General features: G+C 62.3%; 9 protein-coding genes. 7 read left to right on the top strand and 2 right to left on the bottom strand.

Annotated features, from left to right (window positions below; genetic code table 11):
• Nucleotides 1-188: 188 nt before the first annotated feature.
• Entirely contained in the window at nucleotides 189-1,730 is a 1,542-nt protein-coding gene (locus I2G43_RS09635; protein ID WP_195535973.1) for a carboxypeptidase M32, read from the bottom strand.
• 506 nt (nucleotides 1,731-2,236) lie between these two features.
• Between I2G43_RS09635 and pheS the strand changes: the two genes are divergently transcribed.
• From pheS to I2G43_RS09605, 6 genes are all read left to right on the top strand, one after another.
• Nucleotides 2,237-3,313, top strand: a complete 1,077-nt coding sequence (gene pheS, locus I2G43_RS09630) for a phenylalanine--tRNA ligase subunit alpha (RefSeq protein WP_055250566.1) — start codon at nucleotides 2,237-2,239, stop codon at nucleotides 3,311-3,313.
• A gap of 184 nt (nucleotides 3,314-3,497) precedes the next feature.
• Complete coding sequence (pheT, locus tag I2G43_RS09625; protein WP_195535972.1) at nucleotides 3,498-5,951, top strand: phenylalanine--tRNA ligase subunit beta; 2,454 nt, start codon at nucleotides 3,498-3,500, stop codon at nucleotides 5,949-5,951.
• Nucleotides 5,952-6,277: 326 nt separating this feature from the next.
• Entirely contained in the window at nucleotides 6,278-7,360 is a 1,083-nt protein-coding gene (gene cbiM / locus I2G43_RS09620; protein ID WP_195535971.1) for a cobalt transporter CbiM, read from the top strand.
• On the top strand, nucleotides 7,338-8,174 hold the full coding sequence (locus tag I2G43_RS09615; RefSeq protein WP_117786095.1) for an energy-coupling factor transporter transmembrane component T family protein: 837 nt from the start codon (nucleotides 7,338-7,340) through the stop codon (nucleotides 8,172-8,174). Before cbiM ends, I2G43_RS09615 begins: the two co-directional genes overlap by 23 nt.
• A 44-nt stretch (nucleotides 8,175-8,218) precedes the next feature.
• Nucleotides 8,219-8,989, top strand: coding sequence for an energy-coupling factor ABC transporter ATP-binding protein (locus I2G43_RS09610; RefSeq protein WP_229071777.1), 771 nt, complete (start codon nucleotides 8,219-8,221; stop codon nucleotides 8,987-8,989).
• A 78-nt stretch (nucleotides 8,990-9,067) separates the two neighbouring features.
• Nucleotides 9,068-9,916 carry a hypothetical protein gene (locus I2G43_RS09605; RefSeq protein ID WP_229071775.1) on the top strand — a complete coding sequence of 283 codons (849 nt, stop codon included), beginning with the start codon at nucleotides 9,068-9,070 and terminating at the stop codon, nucleotides 9,914-9,916.
• Nucleotides 9,917-10,128: 212 nt separating this feature from the next.
• Here I2G43_RS09605 and pyk read toward each other — a convergent pair whose 3' ends face one another.
• Entirely contained in the window at nucleotides 10,129-11,589 is a 1,461-nt protein-coding gene (gene pyk, locus I2G43_RS09600) for a pyruvate kinase (RefSeq protein WP_117634311.1), read from the bottom strand.
• Between the two features lie 442 nt (nucleotides 11,590-12,031).
• On the opposite strand from pyk, the gene I2G43_RS09595 reads away from it, so the two are divergent.
• Nucleotides 12,032-14,713, top strand: coding sequence for a cation-translocating P-type ATPase (locus I2G43_RS09595; protein WP_195535969.1), 2,682 nt, complete (start codon nucleotides 12,032-12,034; stop codon nucleotides 14,711-14,713).
• Nucleotides 14,714-15,106 lie beyond the last annotated feature (393 nt).

Genomic DNA, 15,106 nt, shown 5'->3' with positions numbered 1-15,106 from the left:
ACCGCGTAACTGCTCGACGCTGCAAACGCCCCTAAGCGGCAATCTGACGTTCAATTTCAAGGGCGCGACCAGAAGGTCAGCGCCCTTTCATTTCACGTCACCTTGCTCGCTTAGGGTCGTTTTCGCTGACGTTGCCAAGACATTGGCGTCAACATGGTTGGCGTTGGCGATGGCGTGCTGGTCAATCCTTACAGCTCGTAGAGCGTGGTGAACTTGTCCTGCAGGTAGCTGCAGTAGTAGCGGGCGTCAAACGCCATACCGCAGGCGCTCTTGATGAGCTCCGGCGCGTCCTTGGCGCGACCCCATTGCCAAATGTGCTCGCCCAGCCAGGTGCGGACGGGCGCCAGATCGCCGCTCGCACAGGCACCGGTAAGGTCGACGCCGTCGCGGCACATGGCCGGCACAAACATAGCGTCGTAGGCGCTACCCAGCGCATACGTGGGGAAGTAGCCAAACGAGCCACCGCTCCAGTGCGTATCCTGCAGGCAGCCGTGCGTGTCGTCGGGAACGGGAATGCCCAGGTACTCATCCATAAAGCGATTCCAAAGCGCGGGGATGTCCTTGGCCGTGGCCTCGCCGGCAAACAGCATGTGCTCGATCTCGTAGCGCACCATAACGTGCAGCGGATAAGTGAGCTCGTCCGCCTCGGTGCGGATCAGCGACGGCTGTGCGATGTTCACGGCATGGTAGAGCGTATCCTCGTCCACACTGCCATAGACCTCGGGCGCGTGACGGCGCAGCACCTCGAGCAGCGGGCCCATAAAGGCGCGGCTGCGACCTACGGTGTTCTCGAAAAAGCGGCTCTGGCTCTCGTGGATGCCCATGGAAGTGCCGCCCTCCAGGCAGGTGCGCGCATAGGCAGGATTGACGCCCAGCTCGTACATGGTGTGCCCCGCCTCGTGGATGATGCTGTAGACGTTGGAGATGCAGTCGTCCTCGTAGATGTGCGTCGCGATGCGCGCATCACCCACGGCAAAGCCCTCGCTAAACGGATGCTCGGTAAAGGCAAGCGTGGTGTCGTCCAGGTCCAGGCCGACAAGCTTCATCAAGTCGAAGCTCATGGCGCGCTGGGCAGCCTCGGGCACGTGGGCGTGCAAAAAGTCGGCAGCCGGCTGCTGGCCGCGCTCGCCGATGGCGTGCACGAGCGGCACGACCGTGGCCTTGACCTCATCGCAAAACGCATCGAAGCTCTTGGCGGAAAGGCCGCGCTCGTACTGGTCGAGCCAAACGTCGTATGGGTCGCGCTTGGGGTCCATGAGCTCGGCCTGATGCTTAAGTTGGGCGACGATTCTATCCACATAGGGCTCAAAGCTCGCCCAGTCATTGGCCGTCTTGGCCTTGTGCCACACGGCATCGGCCTCGCAGGTGAGCCTGGTCCAGGCCTCGGCCTCCTCGGTGGGGATGACGCTTGCCTCGCGCTGGTCGCGGCCGAGCACACGGATCTCGTCGAGCAGCTGCGGGTCGTCGATCTTGCCGCCCGCGACGGTCTCTCGTGCCAGCGAGCGCACAAGTTCGACAGACTTTTTGCTGGTCAGCAGCTTGTGATGCTCGCCAGCAAGGGTGCCCATAGCATCGGCGCGGGCCGCGGCGCCGTTGGCGGGAGCAATGGTCGCGCCGTCAAACTCGGCAATCTTGAGCAGGTACTCGCGAGTCCACAGCTTGCCCTCGAGCTTGCGGAGCTTCTTGATGCTCTTGCCCGCCTTGGCCTTCTTATCGAGTTTCTTTCCCATACCTATATCCTTGATCTCGCAGGTCGAGCGCCACGGGTGGGCGTGCGGCCAGTTTGCACAGCTACCTGCCTTGTACCCAGTGCGAACAAAACGGAACGCGGCGATGCACACGCAGAATGTGTTATCCTATAGCCCAATGCGTTGACGGAGAGGGTTTTGCCCGCCGCGTCGCCGGCAAGAGAGGGAAGGTCATGGGCTGCGAGCCTTCCTGCGGTGACAAGGGCCAAGCGTTCACTCCCGAGCAGCGACCTCAACGGGCACGCGGCCAGCGGTGGCGAAGCCCCAGTAGGGAAGCCGTGAGCCTCGCGACAAGGGGCACAGAGTGGGCGCGGCGGGCCAGACATCCGCCGGGTCAAACAAGGTGGTACCGCGGAATTCAACCGTCCTTGGGCAATGCACATGCCCGAGGGCGGTTTTTTTATTACCGAACCGGGCCGCGTTTTCACAACGCCAGACGGTGGCAGCCGCCTCGGCAAACGGAGAGCGCGAGAGACGAAAGGGAAGACATGAGTCTGATTGATGATCTGGTCAAACTCGAGGAAGAGGCCAAGGAGCTCGTCGCAGGCGCCGACGACGCAGCCAAGCTCGAGGCTGCGCGCGTTGAGCTGCTCGGCCGCAAGGGCCGCATCACCGGCCTGATGCGCATGATGGGCAAGCTCGCCCCCGAGGATCGTCCCGTGATGGGCAAGCGAGCCAACGAGATGCGCCAGCTGATTGAGGGCATGCTCGACGAGCGCAACACCGAGATGAAGGCCGCCGCCCTCAAGCGCGCACTGGAGCACGACGCCGTCGACATCACGCTGCCGGGCATCCGTCCGCAGATCGGCCACCAGCACCTGATCAAGCAAATCATCGAGGAGGCCGAGGACATCTTCTGCGGCATCGGCTACACCGTCGAGTCCGGCCCCATGGTCGACACCTCCTACTACAACTTCACCGCGCTCAACGCTCCCATGGATCACCCGAGCCGCTCGGCCCGCGATACCTTCTACGTGGTCGACAACAACCCCGGCAGCGTCGCGCACCCCGAGGCTCACGCCCACGGCGAGTCCGACGTGCTGCTGCGCACCCAGACTTCGGGCGTGCAGATCCACACTATGGAGTCGCAGAAGCCGCCCATCTACATGATCTGCCCGGGCACCGTCTACCGTCCCGACACGGCCGATGCCTGCCACCTGCCGCAGTTCAACCAGATCGAGGGCCTGGTCGTCGACGAGGGCATCACCTTTGGCGACCTGAAGGGCACGCTCGACTACTTTGTTAAGTGCATGTTTGGCGAGGATCGCAAGACGCGTTACCGCCCGCACTTCTTCCCCTTCACCGAGCCCAGCTGCGAGGTGGACGTGAGCTGCCACGTGTGCGGCGGCAAGGGCTGCAACTTCTGCAAGCACAGCGGCTGGATCGAGATCTTGGGCTGCGGCATGGTCGACCCCAACGTCCTGATCAACTGCGGCATCGACCCCGAGAAGTACACCGGCTTCGCCTTTGGTATTGGCGCCGAGCGCGTCGCGGCCCTGCGCTACGACCTGCCCGACCTCAGAACGCTCATGACGGGCGATATGCGTTTCCTGAATCAGTTCTAGGCTGCGGCTTGCCCAAGCACGGCACCTCGGCGCTCATTCGTCGCTTGCGTACCATAGTACGAGGCGCTCCTCTTTCGGGCCGATTTGCCGCACTTGGACAACCCTCGCTTTGTAAGGAATGTTCACAAAGTTGAAGTTTCCACCTGCATCTCTTCGCAGGCTTTCAGTATGAAAGGAGAGCTAGATGCGTGTTTCTTACGACTGGCTCAAGACCATGATCGATATTCCGGAGGATCCCAAGACCCTTTCGGACGAATATATCCGTACCGGCACCGAGGTCGAGGCGATCGACACCGTGGGCGAGTCCTTCGACCACGTGGTGACTGCCAAGGTGCTCACCAAGACCCCGCACCCCGATAGCGACCATATGTATGTGTGCTCGGTCGACGTGGGTGACAAGAATCTCGACGCCGACGGCAACCCCGCTCCGCTGCAGATCGTCTGTGGCGCGCAGAACTTCGAGGCTGGCGACCACATCGTCACGGCCATGATCGGCGCCGTGCTTCCCGGCGACGTCAAAATCAAGAAGAGCAAGCTCCGCGGCGTCGTGTCCATGGGCATGAACTGCTCCGCACGCGAGCTCGGCCTGGGCGGCGACCACTCCGGCATTATGATCCTGCCCGAGGATACGCCCTGCGGCATGCCGTTTGCCGAGTACGTGGGTTCGAGCGACACTGTGCTCGACTGCGAGATCACGCCCAACCGCCCCGACTGCCTGTCCATGATCGGCATGGCCCGCGAGACCGGCGCCATCTTCGACCGCGATTTCCACGTTGAGCTGCCCGCCATCAAGGCCGAGACCGGCCGCGCGACCGACGACGAGCTTTCCGTCGAGATTGCCGACGAGGGCCTGTGCGACCGCTACGTCGCCCGCATCGTACGTAACGTGAAGGTCGGCCCCTCGCCCGACTGGATGGTCAAGCGCCTTAACGCCCTGGGCGTGCGCCCGCACAACAATATCGTCGACATCACCAACTATGTGATGATGCTCACCGGTCAGCCGCTGCACGCCTTTGACCTGTCTACCTTTGCCGAGCGCGATGGCCACCGTCGCGTGGTGGTTCGTGCCGCCCAGCAGGACGAGAAGTTCACGACCCTCGATGGCGAGGAGCGCGTGCTCGACGCCGGCATGGGCCTTATCACCGACGGCGAGCGTCCCGTGGCGCTGGCCGGCGTTATGGGTGGCATGGATTCCGAGATTGAGGACGATACCGTCGACGTGATGGTCGAGAGCGCCTGCTTCAACGCCGGCCGCACCTCGCACACCAGCCGTGACCTGTCGCTGATCTCCGACGCCTCCATTCGCTTTGAGCGCCAGGTTGACGAGACCGGCTGCGTGGATGTCGCCAACGTTACCTGCGCGCTCATCGAAGAGATCGCCGGCGGCGAGGTTGCTCCCGGCTATGTCGACGTTTTCCCCGCGCCCAAGACCATCGACAGCATTAAGCTGCGCCTGGCCCGTGTGCACGCCATCTGCGGTGCCGACATCGAGCCCGACTTTATCGAGCGCTCGCTCACCCGCCTGGGCTGCACCGTCGAGCGCGACGGCGAGGACTTTATGGTCACGCCGCCGAGCTTCCGTCCCGACCTGCCGCGTGAGATCGACCTGATCGAGGAGGTCCTGCGCCTGTGGGGCATGGGTCGCGTCACGGCGACCATTCCGGCTGCCAAGAACCACATCGGCGGCCTGACGCGCGAGCAGAAGCTTACCCGCAAGGTCGGCGAGATCCTGCGCGCCTGCGGCCTCAACGAGACCACGACCTTTGGCTTTGCCGCCCCGGGCGACCTGGAGAAGATCGGCATGCCCGCCGAGGGTCGCGGCTGCCCCGTGGTGCTCATGAACCCGCTGGTGGCCGAGCAGACCGAGATGCGCCGCTCGCTGCTGCCGGGCCTGCTGCAATCCGTGGCCTACAACGAGGCGCACGGTACGCCCAACGTGCACCTGTACGAGGTCGGCAGCCTGTTCCATGGCCGCGAAAACGCCAGCCTGCCCAAGGAGACCAAGTCCGTCGCGGGCGTGCTTTCGGGCCAGTGGAGCGAGCAGTCTTGGAACATGAAGTACCGTAAACTGCGTTTCTTCTTTGGCAAGGGTATCGTCGAGGAGCTGCTCGCCCAGCTGCGCATCGAGAAGGTTCGCTTCCGTCCCGTCGAGGGCGAGGGCTATGCCTTTTTGCAGCCGGGTCGTGCGGCCGAGGTTCTGTCCGGCGGCACCGTGCTGGGTTGGGTCGGCGAGATCCACCCCGAGGCGCGCGAGGCCTGCGGCATCGACGAGGTTGTCGTTGCTTTTGAGCTTGACCTGGACAAGCTGATCAAGGGCGCCCGCAACCAAGAGAACTATCGCGAGTTCTCGCAGTACCCGGCTGTTGAGCACGATCTTGCCATTGTGGTCGACAACGCCGTGACTTGCGAGGACCTTGAGCGTCGCATCACCAGCGCCGGCGGCAAGCTGCTCGAGGGCGTGCGCCTGTTCGATGTCTACCGCGATCCGGTCCGCATCGGCAAGGGCAAGAAGTCCATGGCCTTCGCGCTCACGTATCGCTCGGACGACCACACGCTTACCAGCGAAGAGGTCGAGAAGGCGCACCAGAAGATCGTCACCAAGGTGTGCAAGGGCGTAAACGGCGAGGTCCGCTCGTAATCTTTGCTGTTCGGAACCCGCCCCCTGCGGGGTTTTCACGGCAACGTCCTCGCCGCTTCGCGGCTGCGGGATGTTGCCTTAGAAAACCCCTCTCGGGGGCGGGTTCCTGCGTTAACCTTGTTGCGAGCGGACCGCACCTTCTTCCGGGTGACCGGAAAGTTGGGAGTGCATGGGCCCTTTATTGGGCGGTGCGTGGACCTGGGTTAATAACGTACGTATTGCAAGGACGTGCTGCGTTGTGGGCGGTGCGCCTTTTTGTTAGTATGCTGAGTCGGTGTTACGGATTGTTGGAAACGTAACACGCAACGTTCTGATTGAGAGGGCTCATGCATATTCCCGATAACTATCTGTCCCCGCAGACCGATGCCGTCATGGCGGTGGCGATGGTGCCCGTTTGGGTCCATTGCATCAAAAAGGTACGCGCCACGCTCGATCGCGAGCATATGGCGTTCCTGGGCATCTGCGCCGCATTTTCCTTCTTGCTCATGATGTTCAACGTGCCGCTCCCCGGTGGCACCACTGGTCACGCCGTTGGTGGCGCGCTCATCGCACTGCTGCTGGGTCCCGAGGCCGCTGCCATCGCGGTTTCGGTCGCGCTGGCGCTGCAGGCGCTGCTGTTTGGCGACGGCGGCGTTCTGTCCTTTGGCGCAAACTGCTTTAACATGGCCTTTGTGCTGCCGTTTACCGCTGCTATCGTGTTCCGTGCGCTCAACAGCCGTCTGCACGACAAGAGCTGGGGCACCTCGGTTTCTGCCATCGTGAGCGGTTGGGTCGGCCTGTGTCTGGCGGCCCTGTGCGCGGCGATCGAGTTCGGTATTCAGCCGATGCTCTTCACCAACGCTTCGGGCGCTCCACTGTACTGCCCCTTCCCGCTGTCCGTTGCCATTCCGGCCATGATGATTCCGCATATGTTGGTTGCTGGCGTGGTCGAGGGCGTGGCGACGGCCGCCATCTACGGTTTCATTAAGAAGACGGCGCCGAGCGTTATCGTCGGGCCCGAGGCCGTCGATGGCCAGCTTGCCGCCGATGGTACCGCCAAGAAGACTTCCCTGATTCCCACGCTCATTCTGGTCGCCGTGCTTGTCGTGGCTACGCCGCTCGGCTTGCTCGCCACCGGTGACGCCTGGGGTGAGTGGGACGCCGAGGGCGCCGCGACCGCCGTTCAGGAGGCTGGCGACGACAGCCTGCAGGCTTCGGTCGGCCTCGACACCCCGACCTTTGCCGACGCCCTGCCCACGGGCGATTATCTGCAGGCCTATTCCGAGGAGCAGGGCCTTGGCTTTGCCGGCCAGGCTGCGATGTATATTCTTTCGGGCGTGATTGGCGTGGCGGTGCTCACCATCACATTCCGCCTGGTCTCGCTGACGGTCAAGGAAAGCGGTGCTCATGGCAATAGCCGAGCTGCCTAGTTGGCTTGCGGCCGAGGAGCGTTACGAGCCCGCGGGGGCTCGGCATCGTGTGATGCAAAAGAATGTCCTGCACCTGGCGAGCCTGCTTGAGCGGGTTCGCCTGGGTGGAGGCGCGCACGAGGGCGGGTCGATGGTCGACCGCGCCCTTTCTTGCGTTTCGGCTCCGGTGCGCCTGGTGGGGATGTTCGTTTGCGTTCTGTGCGTGTGTCTGACGCAGAGCCCGCTGTACCTCATGTTGATGGCGGCCATCGCGCTGGTGCTCGTTGCCGTGCGCCCCGTACGCGGGCTGCGTGCGACCTTTGTACCGGCGCTCGGCGCCACGGGGCTTGCGGTGGTTCTGGCACTGCCTGCCCTGCTGCTGGGCGCTTCTGCCGCGGGCGCCATGCTCAAGATCGCGCTCAAGACGTTCATTAACGTGTCGTTCGTGCTGGGCGTTTCGTGGACGCTCACCTGGAGCCGCATGTCGGCGGCGCTCAAGACGCTACAGCTGCCCGACGAGGTCATCTTTACGTTTGATATGGCGCTCAAGCACATCGAGGTGCTGGGACGCACGGCGCACGATCTGACCGAATCGGTCATGCTGCGCAGCGTGGGTCGTGCGCCTGCGGGTTTTTCGCGTACCGATTCGATCGCGGGTATCATGGGCATGACCTTTATCAAGGCGATGGAATGCAGCCGCGCGATGGACGAGGCTATGCTTTGCCGTGGCTTTGCCGGTGCGTATCCGACTCCCGCGCGGAGCGGCTTTGGCTGGCGCGATGCGGTCTATGCGGTCGTCGTGGTGCTGCTCGCCGTGTTGTGCGCGGTGCTGTAGCGCGGGCGGCCGAGCCGTCGATGTGGATAGGGAAGGGCGACGTTTTGGCAAACGATACGAATGGCGTGATGGGCGCGAGCGGTGCTACTGGCGCCAAGAGCGTGCCGCTCATCGAGTTTCGCGACGTGCTGTTCTCCTATGCGGGGCATACGGTTGTCGATGGTGTGTCGCTGCAGGTCGATCGTGGTGAACTCGTTGCCCTACTCGGTCCCAACGGCTGCGGTAAGACGACGATTATGCGCCTTATCAACGGTCTTGAACTAGCGGACGCGGGTGCGTATCTGTTTGACGGGCACGTGATCGATGCGGCATATCTCAAGGATTCCGCAGCCGCTCAGCGTTTTCATCAGCGCGTGGGCTTTGTGTTCCAGAATGCCGACGCCCAGCTGTTCTGCGCTACGGTGGGCGAGGAAGTTGCTTTTGGCCCCGCGCAGATGGGGCTGCCGACAGACGAGCTCGAGCGCCGCGTCCGCGATGCCATGGAGCTGTTCCAGGTTGCCGATCTGGTCGATGCCTCGCCCTATCAGCTTTCGGGCGGGCAAAAGAAGCGCGTTGCGCTGGCTGCGGTGGTGTCGATGAACCCCGATATCCTAGTGCTCGATGAGCCCACCAACGGGCTCGATGAGGACTCGTGCGACATCGTAGTCAACTTTTTGCTGGCCTACGTTGCTGCCGGTAAGACGGTTTTGATGAGTACGCACCATCAAGATTTGGTGCGCCGCCTGGAGGCCCGTGCCATCTATATCGATCGATATCACCATGTGGTCGAGGCGCCCGTGCCGTCGTATGGAACCGAAAGCGGTGCTGCGGAATAGTTGCTGCGTAGGGTATGTATGGCCGCCTGTGCGACTCTGCCGTGATGGTATAGTTAACCAGGTTTTATGGGGGTGGCTATGCCAAGTTGGAACATTCATATCGCTCAAACGGAGCGCTTGCTGGCACGTGCTAGCGTGCTTGCCGATAGCGTGCGCGACCGCAATGCCTTTTTGTTTGGCTGCGTGGTTCCGGATATCTTCGTGGGCTATATGGTCCCTGGCATCGCCGATCCCATTCCGTATCGCATTACGCACTTTGCAAAGCCCGAGCCTATCCCTAAGCCGCGCGAGCACGAGTTCTGGGATACCTATGTGGCGCCGCTGCTTAAAGGCGCACCCGCGGGCGAACCTGCTGAGGCTACCTCGATTGTCGAGGAGCGCGAGCGACTGAACCGCGTGCACTATCCTCAGCGCTACAGGGATGCCGAGCCGGTTGTCGGTCCCGGCGCCTGTGAGTTCTCGCTTGCGTCCGAAGATGTGGCGCAGTCGCTGCTCGATTTAACGCTGGGCGTCTGGTCGCATCTGGTGGCCGACACGGTATGGAACACGCGTGTGAACCAGTATCTGGAAGCACACGGCGGCAAGCCGTGCGAGGAATTCCGCATTAAAAAGCAGGGCGATTTTGACTGGTTTGGCAAGACGCTGGGCATCGTTTCCATTCCGCGTGCGACCGATCGCCTCTATACCGCTGCGACGCGTTTTGGGCAGTATCCCATCCATAAAGAATATGTGCTCAAGACTATCGGCGTCATGCACGAGATTGTACGCGAAAACCCCGGCGAGCCCGATCATCCGCCGTATCGCCTGCTAACCGAGGAGTTTTTCGATGTAACGTTTACCGAGGTCATCGAGCTGACCGAGGCGGGATTTGCCGCCCGCGTCGCATCACCCGGTGTTCCTGCTCTGCCCCTGATCGCTAGCTGCTAGCTGGCCGGCCCGGCAGTGAACAGCTCATCCCAATCGACCAACAGCTCCCGTCGCAGGGCGTAAACACGGCAAATGAGCTGCACATTTCATAGCATGCCATAAGTAGCTGGTTGCGTGTCATGCCGTGCGGGAGGCATCGACGCACAGAAAAAGGGCCCGGAAGGCAAAGCCTTCCGGGCCCTTTGCAATGCAAACCTGCTTGCAAGTGCGATTTAGCGCACCTGAGCGACGTAAGCGACGTTGGTCGAGGAGACCTTGTCCTCGAGCTGGACGCTCATGCGGGGATCGCCGGCGGTAGCGACGGTCAGGTCGCCGGCCTCGACGTAGCCGAGCTCCTTAGCGGTCTCGATCGCCTTGACGATCGTGCCGTTGACGGTGCCCTGGGTAATCTCGGCCTGGTGCGGGATAACGCCCCAGTACATGATCATCTGCTGGACGGCCCACTCGTGGCGGGAGAACGCGCAGATCGGCATGTTGGGACGGAAGTGCGAGATCAGGCGAGCGGTACGACCGGTGGTCGTCGGCACGGTGATGCACTTGGCGCCAACGGTGGTGGCCATGTTCACAGCGGACATACCCACAACGTTGTTGACGACGCGGGTGCCGTGAGCATCGGCCGGAACCTCGAGCGGAGCGTGGGCCGGGAGGTACTTCTCGGTCTCGAGAGCAATGCTGGCCTGCATCTTGACGGCCTCGACCGGGTACTTACCGGCAGCGGACTCGCCGGACAGCATGACGGCGTCGGTGCCGTCATAAATGGCGTTAGCAACGTCGGCAACCTCGGCGCGCGTCGGGCGCGGGTTCTGCTGCATGGAGTCGAGCATCTGCGTAGCGGTGATAACGGGCTTGTAGGCCGCGTTGCACTTGGCGATGATCTCCTTCTGGATGTGCGGAACGAGCTCGGGCTTGATCTCGATGCCCAGGTCGCCACGAGCGACCATGATGCCGTCGGAAGCCTCGAGAATCTCGTCGAAGTTCTCGACGCCCAAGGCGCACTCGATCTTCGGGAAGATCGTCACGTGCTCGCCGCCGTTCTCGCGGCAAAGCTCGCGGATGCCGCGGACGGACTCGCCGTCACGGATGAAGGAAGCGGCGATGTAGTCGATGTTCTCGGTCAGGCCAAAGAGGATGTCCTGACGATCGCGCTCGGTGATGGCGGGCAGCGAGATGTTGACGTTGGGCATGTTGACGCCCTTGCGCTCGCCGATCAGGCCGTCGTTCTTAACGACGCAGGTCATGTCCTGGCCACTGACGGACTCGACCTCGAGGGCAACCAGGCCGTCATCGATCAGGATGAGGGAGCCCTTCTCGACCTCGGAAGGCAGAGCCAGGTAGTCGAGGGAGATGTGCTCAGCGGTGCCGTGGAAATCCTCGGACGTGGGCTGAGCGGTGACGACGATCTTATCGCCGGTCTTGACGGCAACCTTCTTGCCGTCGACCAGAAGGCCGGTGCGGACCTCGGGGCCCTTGGTGTCGAGCAGGATGCCGACAGGCAGACCGAGCTCCTTGGAAATACGGCGGACGCGCTCGATGCGACCGTGGTGCTCGTCGTAGGAGCCGTGCGAGAAGTTAAAACGGGCGACGTTCATGCCCGCCTTGATCATCTCGCGGATGGTCTCGTCGCTATCGCAGGCGGGACCCATGGTGCATACAATCTTAGTGCGCTTGTACATTCAGACCTCCATCTGACATCGTCTTGCGCTGATAGATAAACCATAAGAAATAAAACCGAGATGATTATAACGAAATGCCGACCGAATACCCCAAAAAATCGACCGTATGCCGAAATGGAAGTTCATTTTTTGCGGGAAAAACGGTATATGAAAAATCTTTACCAACCACTCCAAGCGCTGCTATCTGGGCGATATGTCAGTTTGGCGATGTGCCGAAGAAAAAACGTTTTACCAATGTTGAGCATCACACGGTCTGCACCGTTGCGTGCGGACCATATTTCCAAACCGATTGTTTTGGCTAGACGCGTCGCTTTGGGGTACCATAGCTCCACTATCAACTGCCGCTCAGCACGGCAGCCTTGATGAGCCCTTGCCCTTCTCCTGGGAATTATGATCGGGCATCAATCTGCTGAGTGGCCCGAATCCCAGGAGGGGACTCTATATGCAAAAGGAATACCTGTCCGCCGCGGCGGAGGTGCTCAGCGACCAAGGTGTCGATGAGAACCTCGGCCTGAGCAACGACGAGGCGTCTTCGCGCCTCGCCAAGACAGGCCCTAACAAGCTCGAGGAAGCCGAGAAGACGCCGCTGTGGAAGCGTTTCTTTGAGCAGATGGCCGACCCCATGGTCATCATGCTGATCGTTGCCGCCGTCATCAGTGCGCTCACGGGCATGGTCAAGGGCGAGCCCGACTTTGCCGATGTTGCCATCATCATGTTCGTCGTTATCGTCAACTCGGTGCTGGGCGTGGTCCAGGAAGCCAAGAGCGAGGAGGCCCTCGAGGCCCTGCAGGAGATGAGCGCGGCGCAGTCCAAGGTGCTGCGCGACGGCAAGCTCGTGCACCTGCCGAGCGCCGAGCTCGTGCCCGGCGACGTGATCATGCTCGAGGCGGGCGACTCCGTCCCGGCCGACTGCCGCGTGCTCGAGAGCGCCACGATGAAGATCGAAGAGGCCGCGCTCACCGGCGAGTCCGTGCCCGTAGAGAAGCACGCCAACGTGATCGAGCTCGCCGCGGGCACCGATGACGTGCCGCTCGGCGACCGTAAGAACATGTGCTATATGGGCTCCACCGTCGTGTACGGCCGTGGTCGCGCCGTCGTGGTCGGCACCGGCATGAACACCGAGATGGGCAAGATCGCCGGCGCCCTGGCCGAGGCCAAGGAAGAGCTCACGCCGCTGCAGGTGAAGCTCGCCGAGCTCAGCCGCATCCTCACCATCATGGTGATCGTCATCTGCGTCGTGATCTTTGGCGTTGACATCCTCCGCCACGGCGTGGGCAACGTCCTTACCGATCCGACTGCCCTGCTCGACACCTTTATGGTTGCCGTCTCGCTCGCCGTCGCCGCCATCCCCGAGGGCCTGGTTGCCGTCGTGACCATCGTCCTTTCGCTTGGCGTGACCAAGATGGCCAAGCGCCAGGCGATTATCCGCAAGCTCTCTGCCGTCGAGACCCTTGGCTGCACACAGACCATCTGCTCCGACAAGACCGGTACCCTTACCCAGAACAAGATGACCGTCGTCAAGCACGAGCTCGCTGCGCCCAAGGAGAAGTTCCTGGCCGGCATGGCGCTGTGCTCCGATGCTCAGTGGGACGAGGAGCTGGGCGAGGCCGTGGGTGAGCCGACTGAGTGCGCGCTCGTCAACGACGCCGGCAAGGCGGGCCTCACTGGCCTGACTGCCGAGCACCCGCGCGTGGGCGAGGCCCCGTTTGACTCGGGCCGCAAGATGATGTCCGTGGTCGTCGAGACCCTTGACGGCGAGTATGAGCAGTACACCAAGGGCGCGCCCGACGTGGTGATCGGCCTGTGCACCCATATCTACGAGGGCGATAAGGTCGTACCCCTGACCGAGGAGCGTCGTGCCGAGCTCGTGGCCGCCAACAAGGCCATGGCCGACGAGGCCCTGCGCGTGCTGGCGCTGGCAAGCCGCACCTACACCGAGGTCCCGGCCGACTGTAGTCCCGCCGCGCTCGAGCACGACCTGGTCTTCTGCGGCCTGTCCGGCATGATCGACCCGGTTCGTCCCGAGGTCGCCGACGCCATCCGCGAGGCCCACGACGCCGGTATCCGCACCGTCATGATCACTGGTGACCATATCGACACCGCCGTGGCCATCGCCAAGCAGCTGGGCATCGTCACCGATCGCAGCCATGCCATCACCGGTGCCGACCTCGATCGCATGAGCGACGAGGAACTCGACGCGCACATCGAGGACTACGGCGTGTACGCCCGCGTCCAACCCGAGCACAAGACACGCATCGTCGAGGCTTGGAAGTCGCGCGACCAGATCGTGGCCATGACGGGCGACGGCGTCAACGACGCCCCGTCCATCAAGCGCGCCGACATCGGCGTGGGCATGGGCATTACTGGTACCGACGTCACCAAGAACGTCGCCGACATGGTGCTCGCCGACGACAACTTCGCTACCATCATCGGCGCCTGCGAAGAGGGTCGTCGCATCTACGACAACATCCGCAAGGTCATCCAGTTCCTGCTTTCGGCCAACCTTGCCGAGGTGTTCTCGGTGTTTATCGCCACGCTCATCGGCTTTACCATCTTCCAGCCGGTGCAGCTGCTGTGGGTGAACCTAGTTACCGACTGCTTCCCCGCGCTCGCGTTGGGCATGGAGGATGCCGAGGGCGACATCATGAAGCGCAAGCCGCGCAACGCCAAGGACGGCGTCTTTGCCGGCAATATGGGCCTGGACTGTGTGGTCCAGGGCCTAATCATCACCGTGCTGGTGCTGGCGAGCTTCTTTGTGGGCGTGTACTTTGACATGGGCTACATCCACATCGCCGATATGATCGCTGGCAATGCCGACGAGGAAGGCGTGATGATGGCGTTCATCACGCTCAACATGGTCGAAATTTTCCACTGCTTCAATATGCGCAGTCGTCGTGCGTCGCTGTTCACCATGAAGAAGCAGAACAAGTGGCTGTGGGCTTCCGCCGCGCTGGCGCTGGTGCTGACGGTGATCGTAACCGTGCAGCCGACGCTTGCCGAGATGTTCTTTGGCCCCGTGACGCTTGAGCTCAAGGGTGTTCTTGCCGCGCTGGGCCTGGCCTTCCTGATCATCCCGCTGATGGAGATCTACAAGGCGATCATGCGCGCGGTCGAGAAGGAGTAGGTCGAAAGGCCATCCTTCCCACCGGCCCGACCGCCTGCGGGGTTTCTTCCTCGCTGGTCCTCGCGCTTCGCGCTGCGGGATCGCTCGGAAGAAACCCCTCCCGGCGGGCGGGCCTTCGGATAACCTCTCGGGACCATTGGCTGAGGGAAAGTATGTGAGTCGGTCGAGCGTTTGCTCGACCGACTCTTTTTTGTGGGTAAAATACCTGCTCAGTTGTGTGGTTTTGTGCTGGGAGGCATCTGTGGGCAAGGCTAAGGCTAAAGCGAAGAAAAAGACGACGGGGGCGCGGGCTAAGCGTGATCGTCGTCGGAAGCTCGCGACCGAGGCTCCCGCATCTGCTGAGGAGTTGCTGGCGAGTGTACCGGGGCTTGACGCGCTGCGGGACGTTCCGGC

Source organism: Collinsella aerofaciens (genome assembly GCF_015557435.1).
Taxonomy (GTDB): domain Bacteria; phylum Actinomycetota; class Coriobacteriia; order Coriobacteriales; family Coriobacteriaceae; genus Collinsella; species Collinsella aerofaciens_Z.
This window is presented reverse-complemented; position numbering and strand designations above follow the sequence as displayed.

Bases quoted from the DNA above. Each gene is read 5' to 3' on its own strand.
- I2G43_RS09635 (WP_195535973.1), bottom strand. From the start codon at position 1,730: ATGGGAAAGAAACTCGATAAGAAGGCCAAGGCGGGCAAGAGCATCAAG.
- pheS (WP_055250566.1), top strand. From the start codon at position 2,237: ATGAGTCTGATTGATGATCTGGTCAAACTCGAGGAAGAGGCCAAGGAG.
- pheT (WP_195535972.1), top strand. From the start codon at position 3,498: ATGCGTGTTTCTTACGACTGGCTCAAGACCATGATCGATATTCCGGAG.
- cbiM (WP_195535971.1), top strand. From the start codon at position 6,278: ATGCATATTCCCGATAACTATCTGTCCCCGCAGACCGATGCCGTCATG.
- I2G43_RS09615 (WP_117786095.1), top strand. From the start codon at position 7,338: ATGGCAATAGCCGAGCTGCCTAGTTGGCTTGCGGCCGAGGAGCGTTAC.
- I2G43_RS09605 (WP_229071775.1), top strand. From the start codon at position 9,068: ATGCCAAGTTGGAACATTCATATCGCTCAAACGGAGCGCTTGCTGGCA.
- pyk (WP_117634311.1), bottom strand. From the start codon at position 11,589: ATGTACAAGCGCACTAAGATTGTATGCACCATGGGTCCCGCCTGCGAT.
- I2G43_RS09595 (WP_195535969.1), top strand. From the start codon at position 12,032: ATGCAAAAGGAATACCTGTCCGCCGCGGCGGAGGTGCTCAGCGACCAA.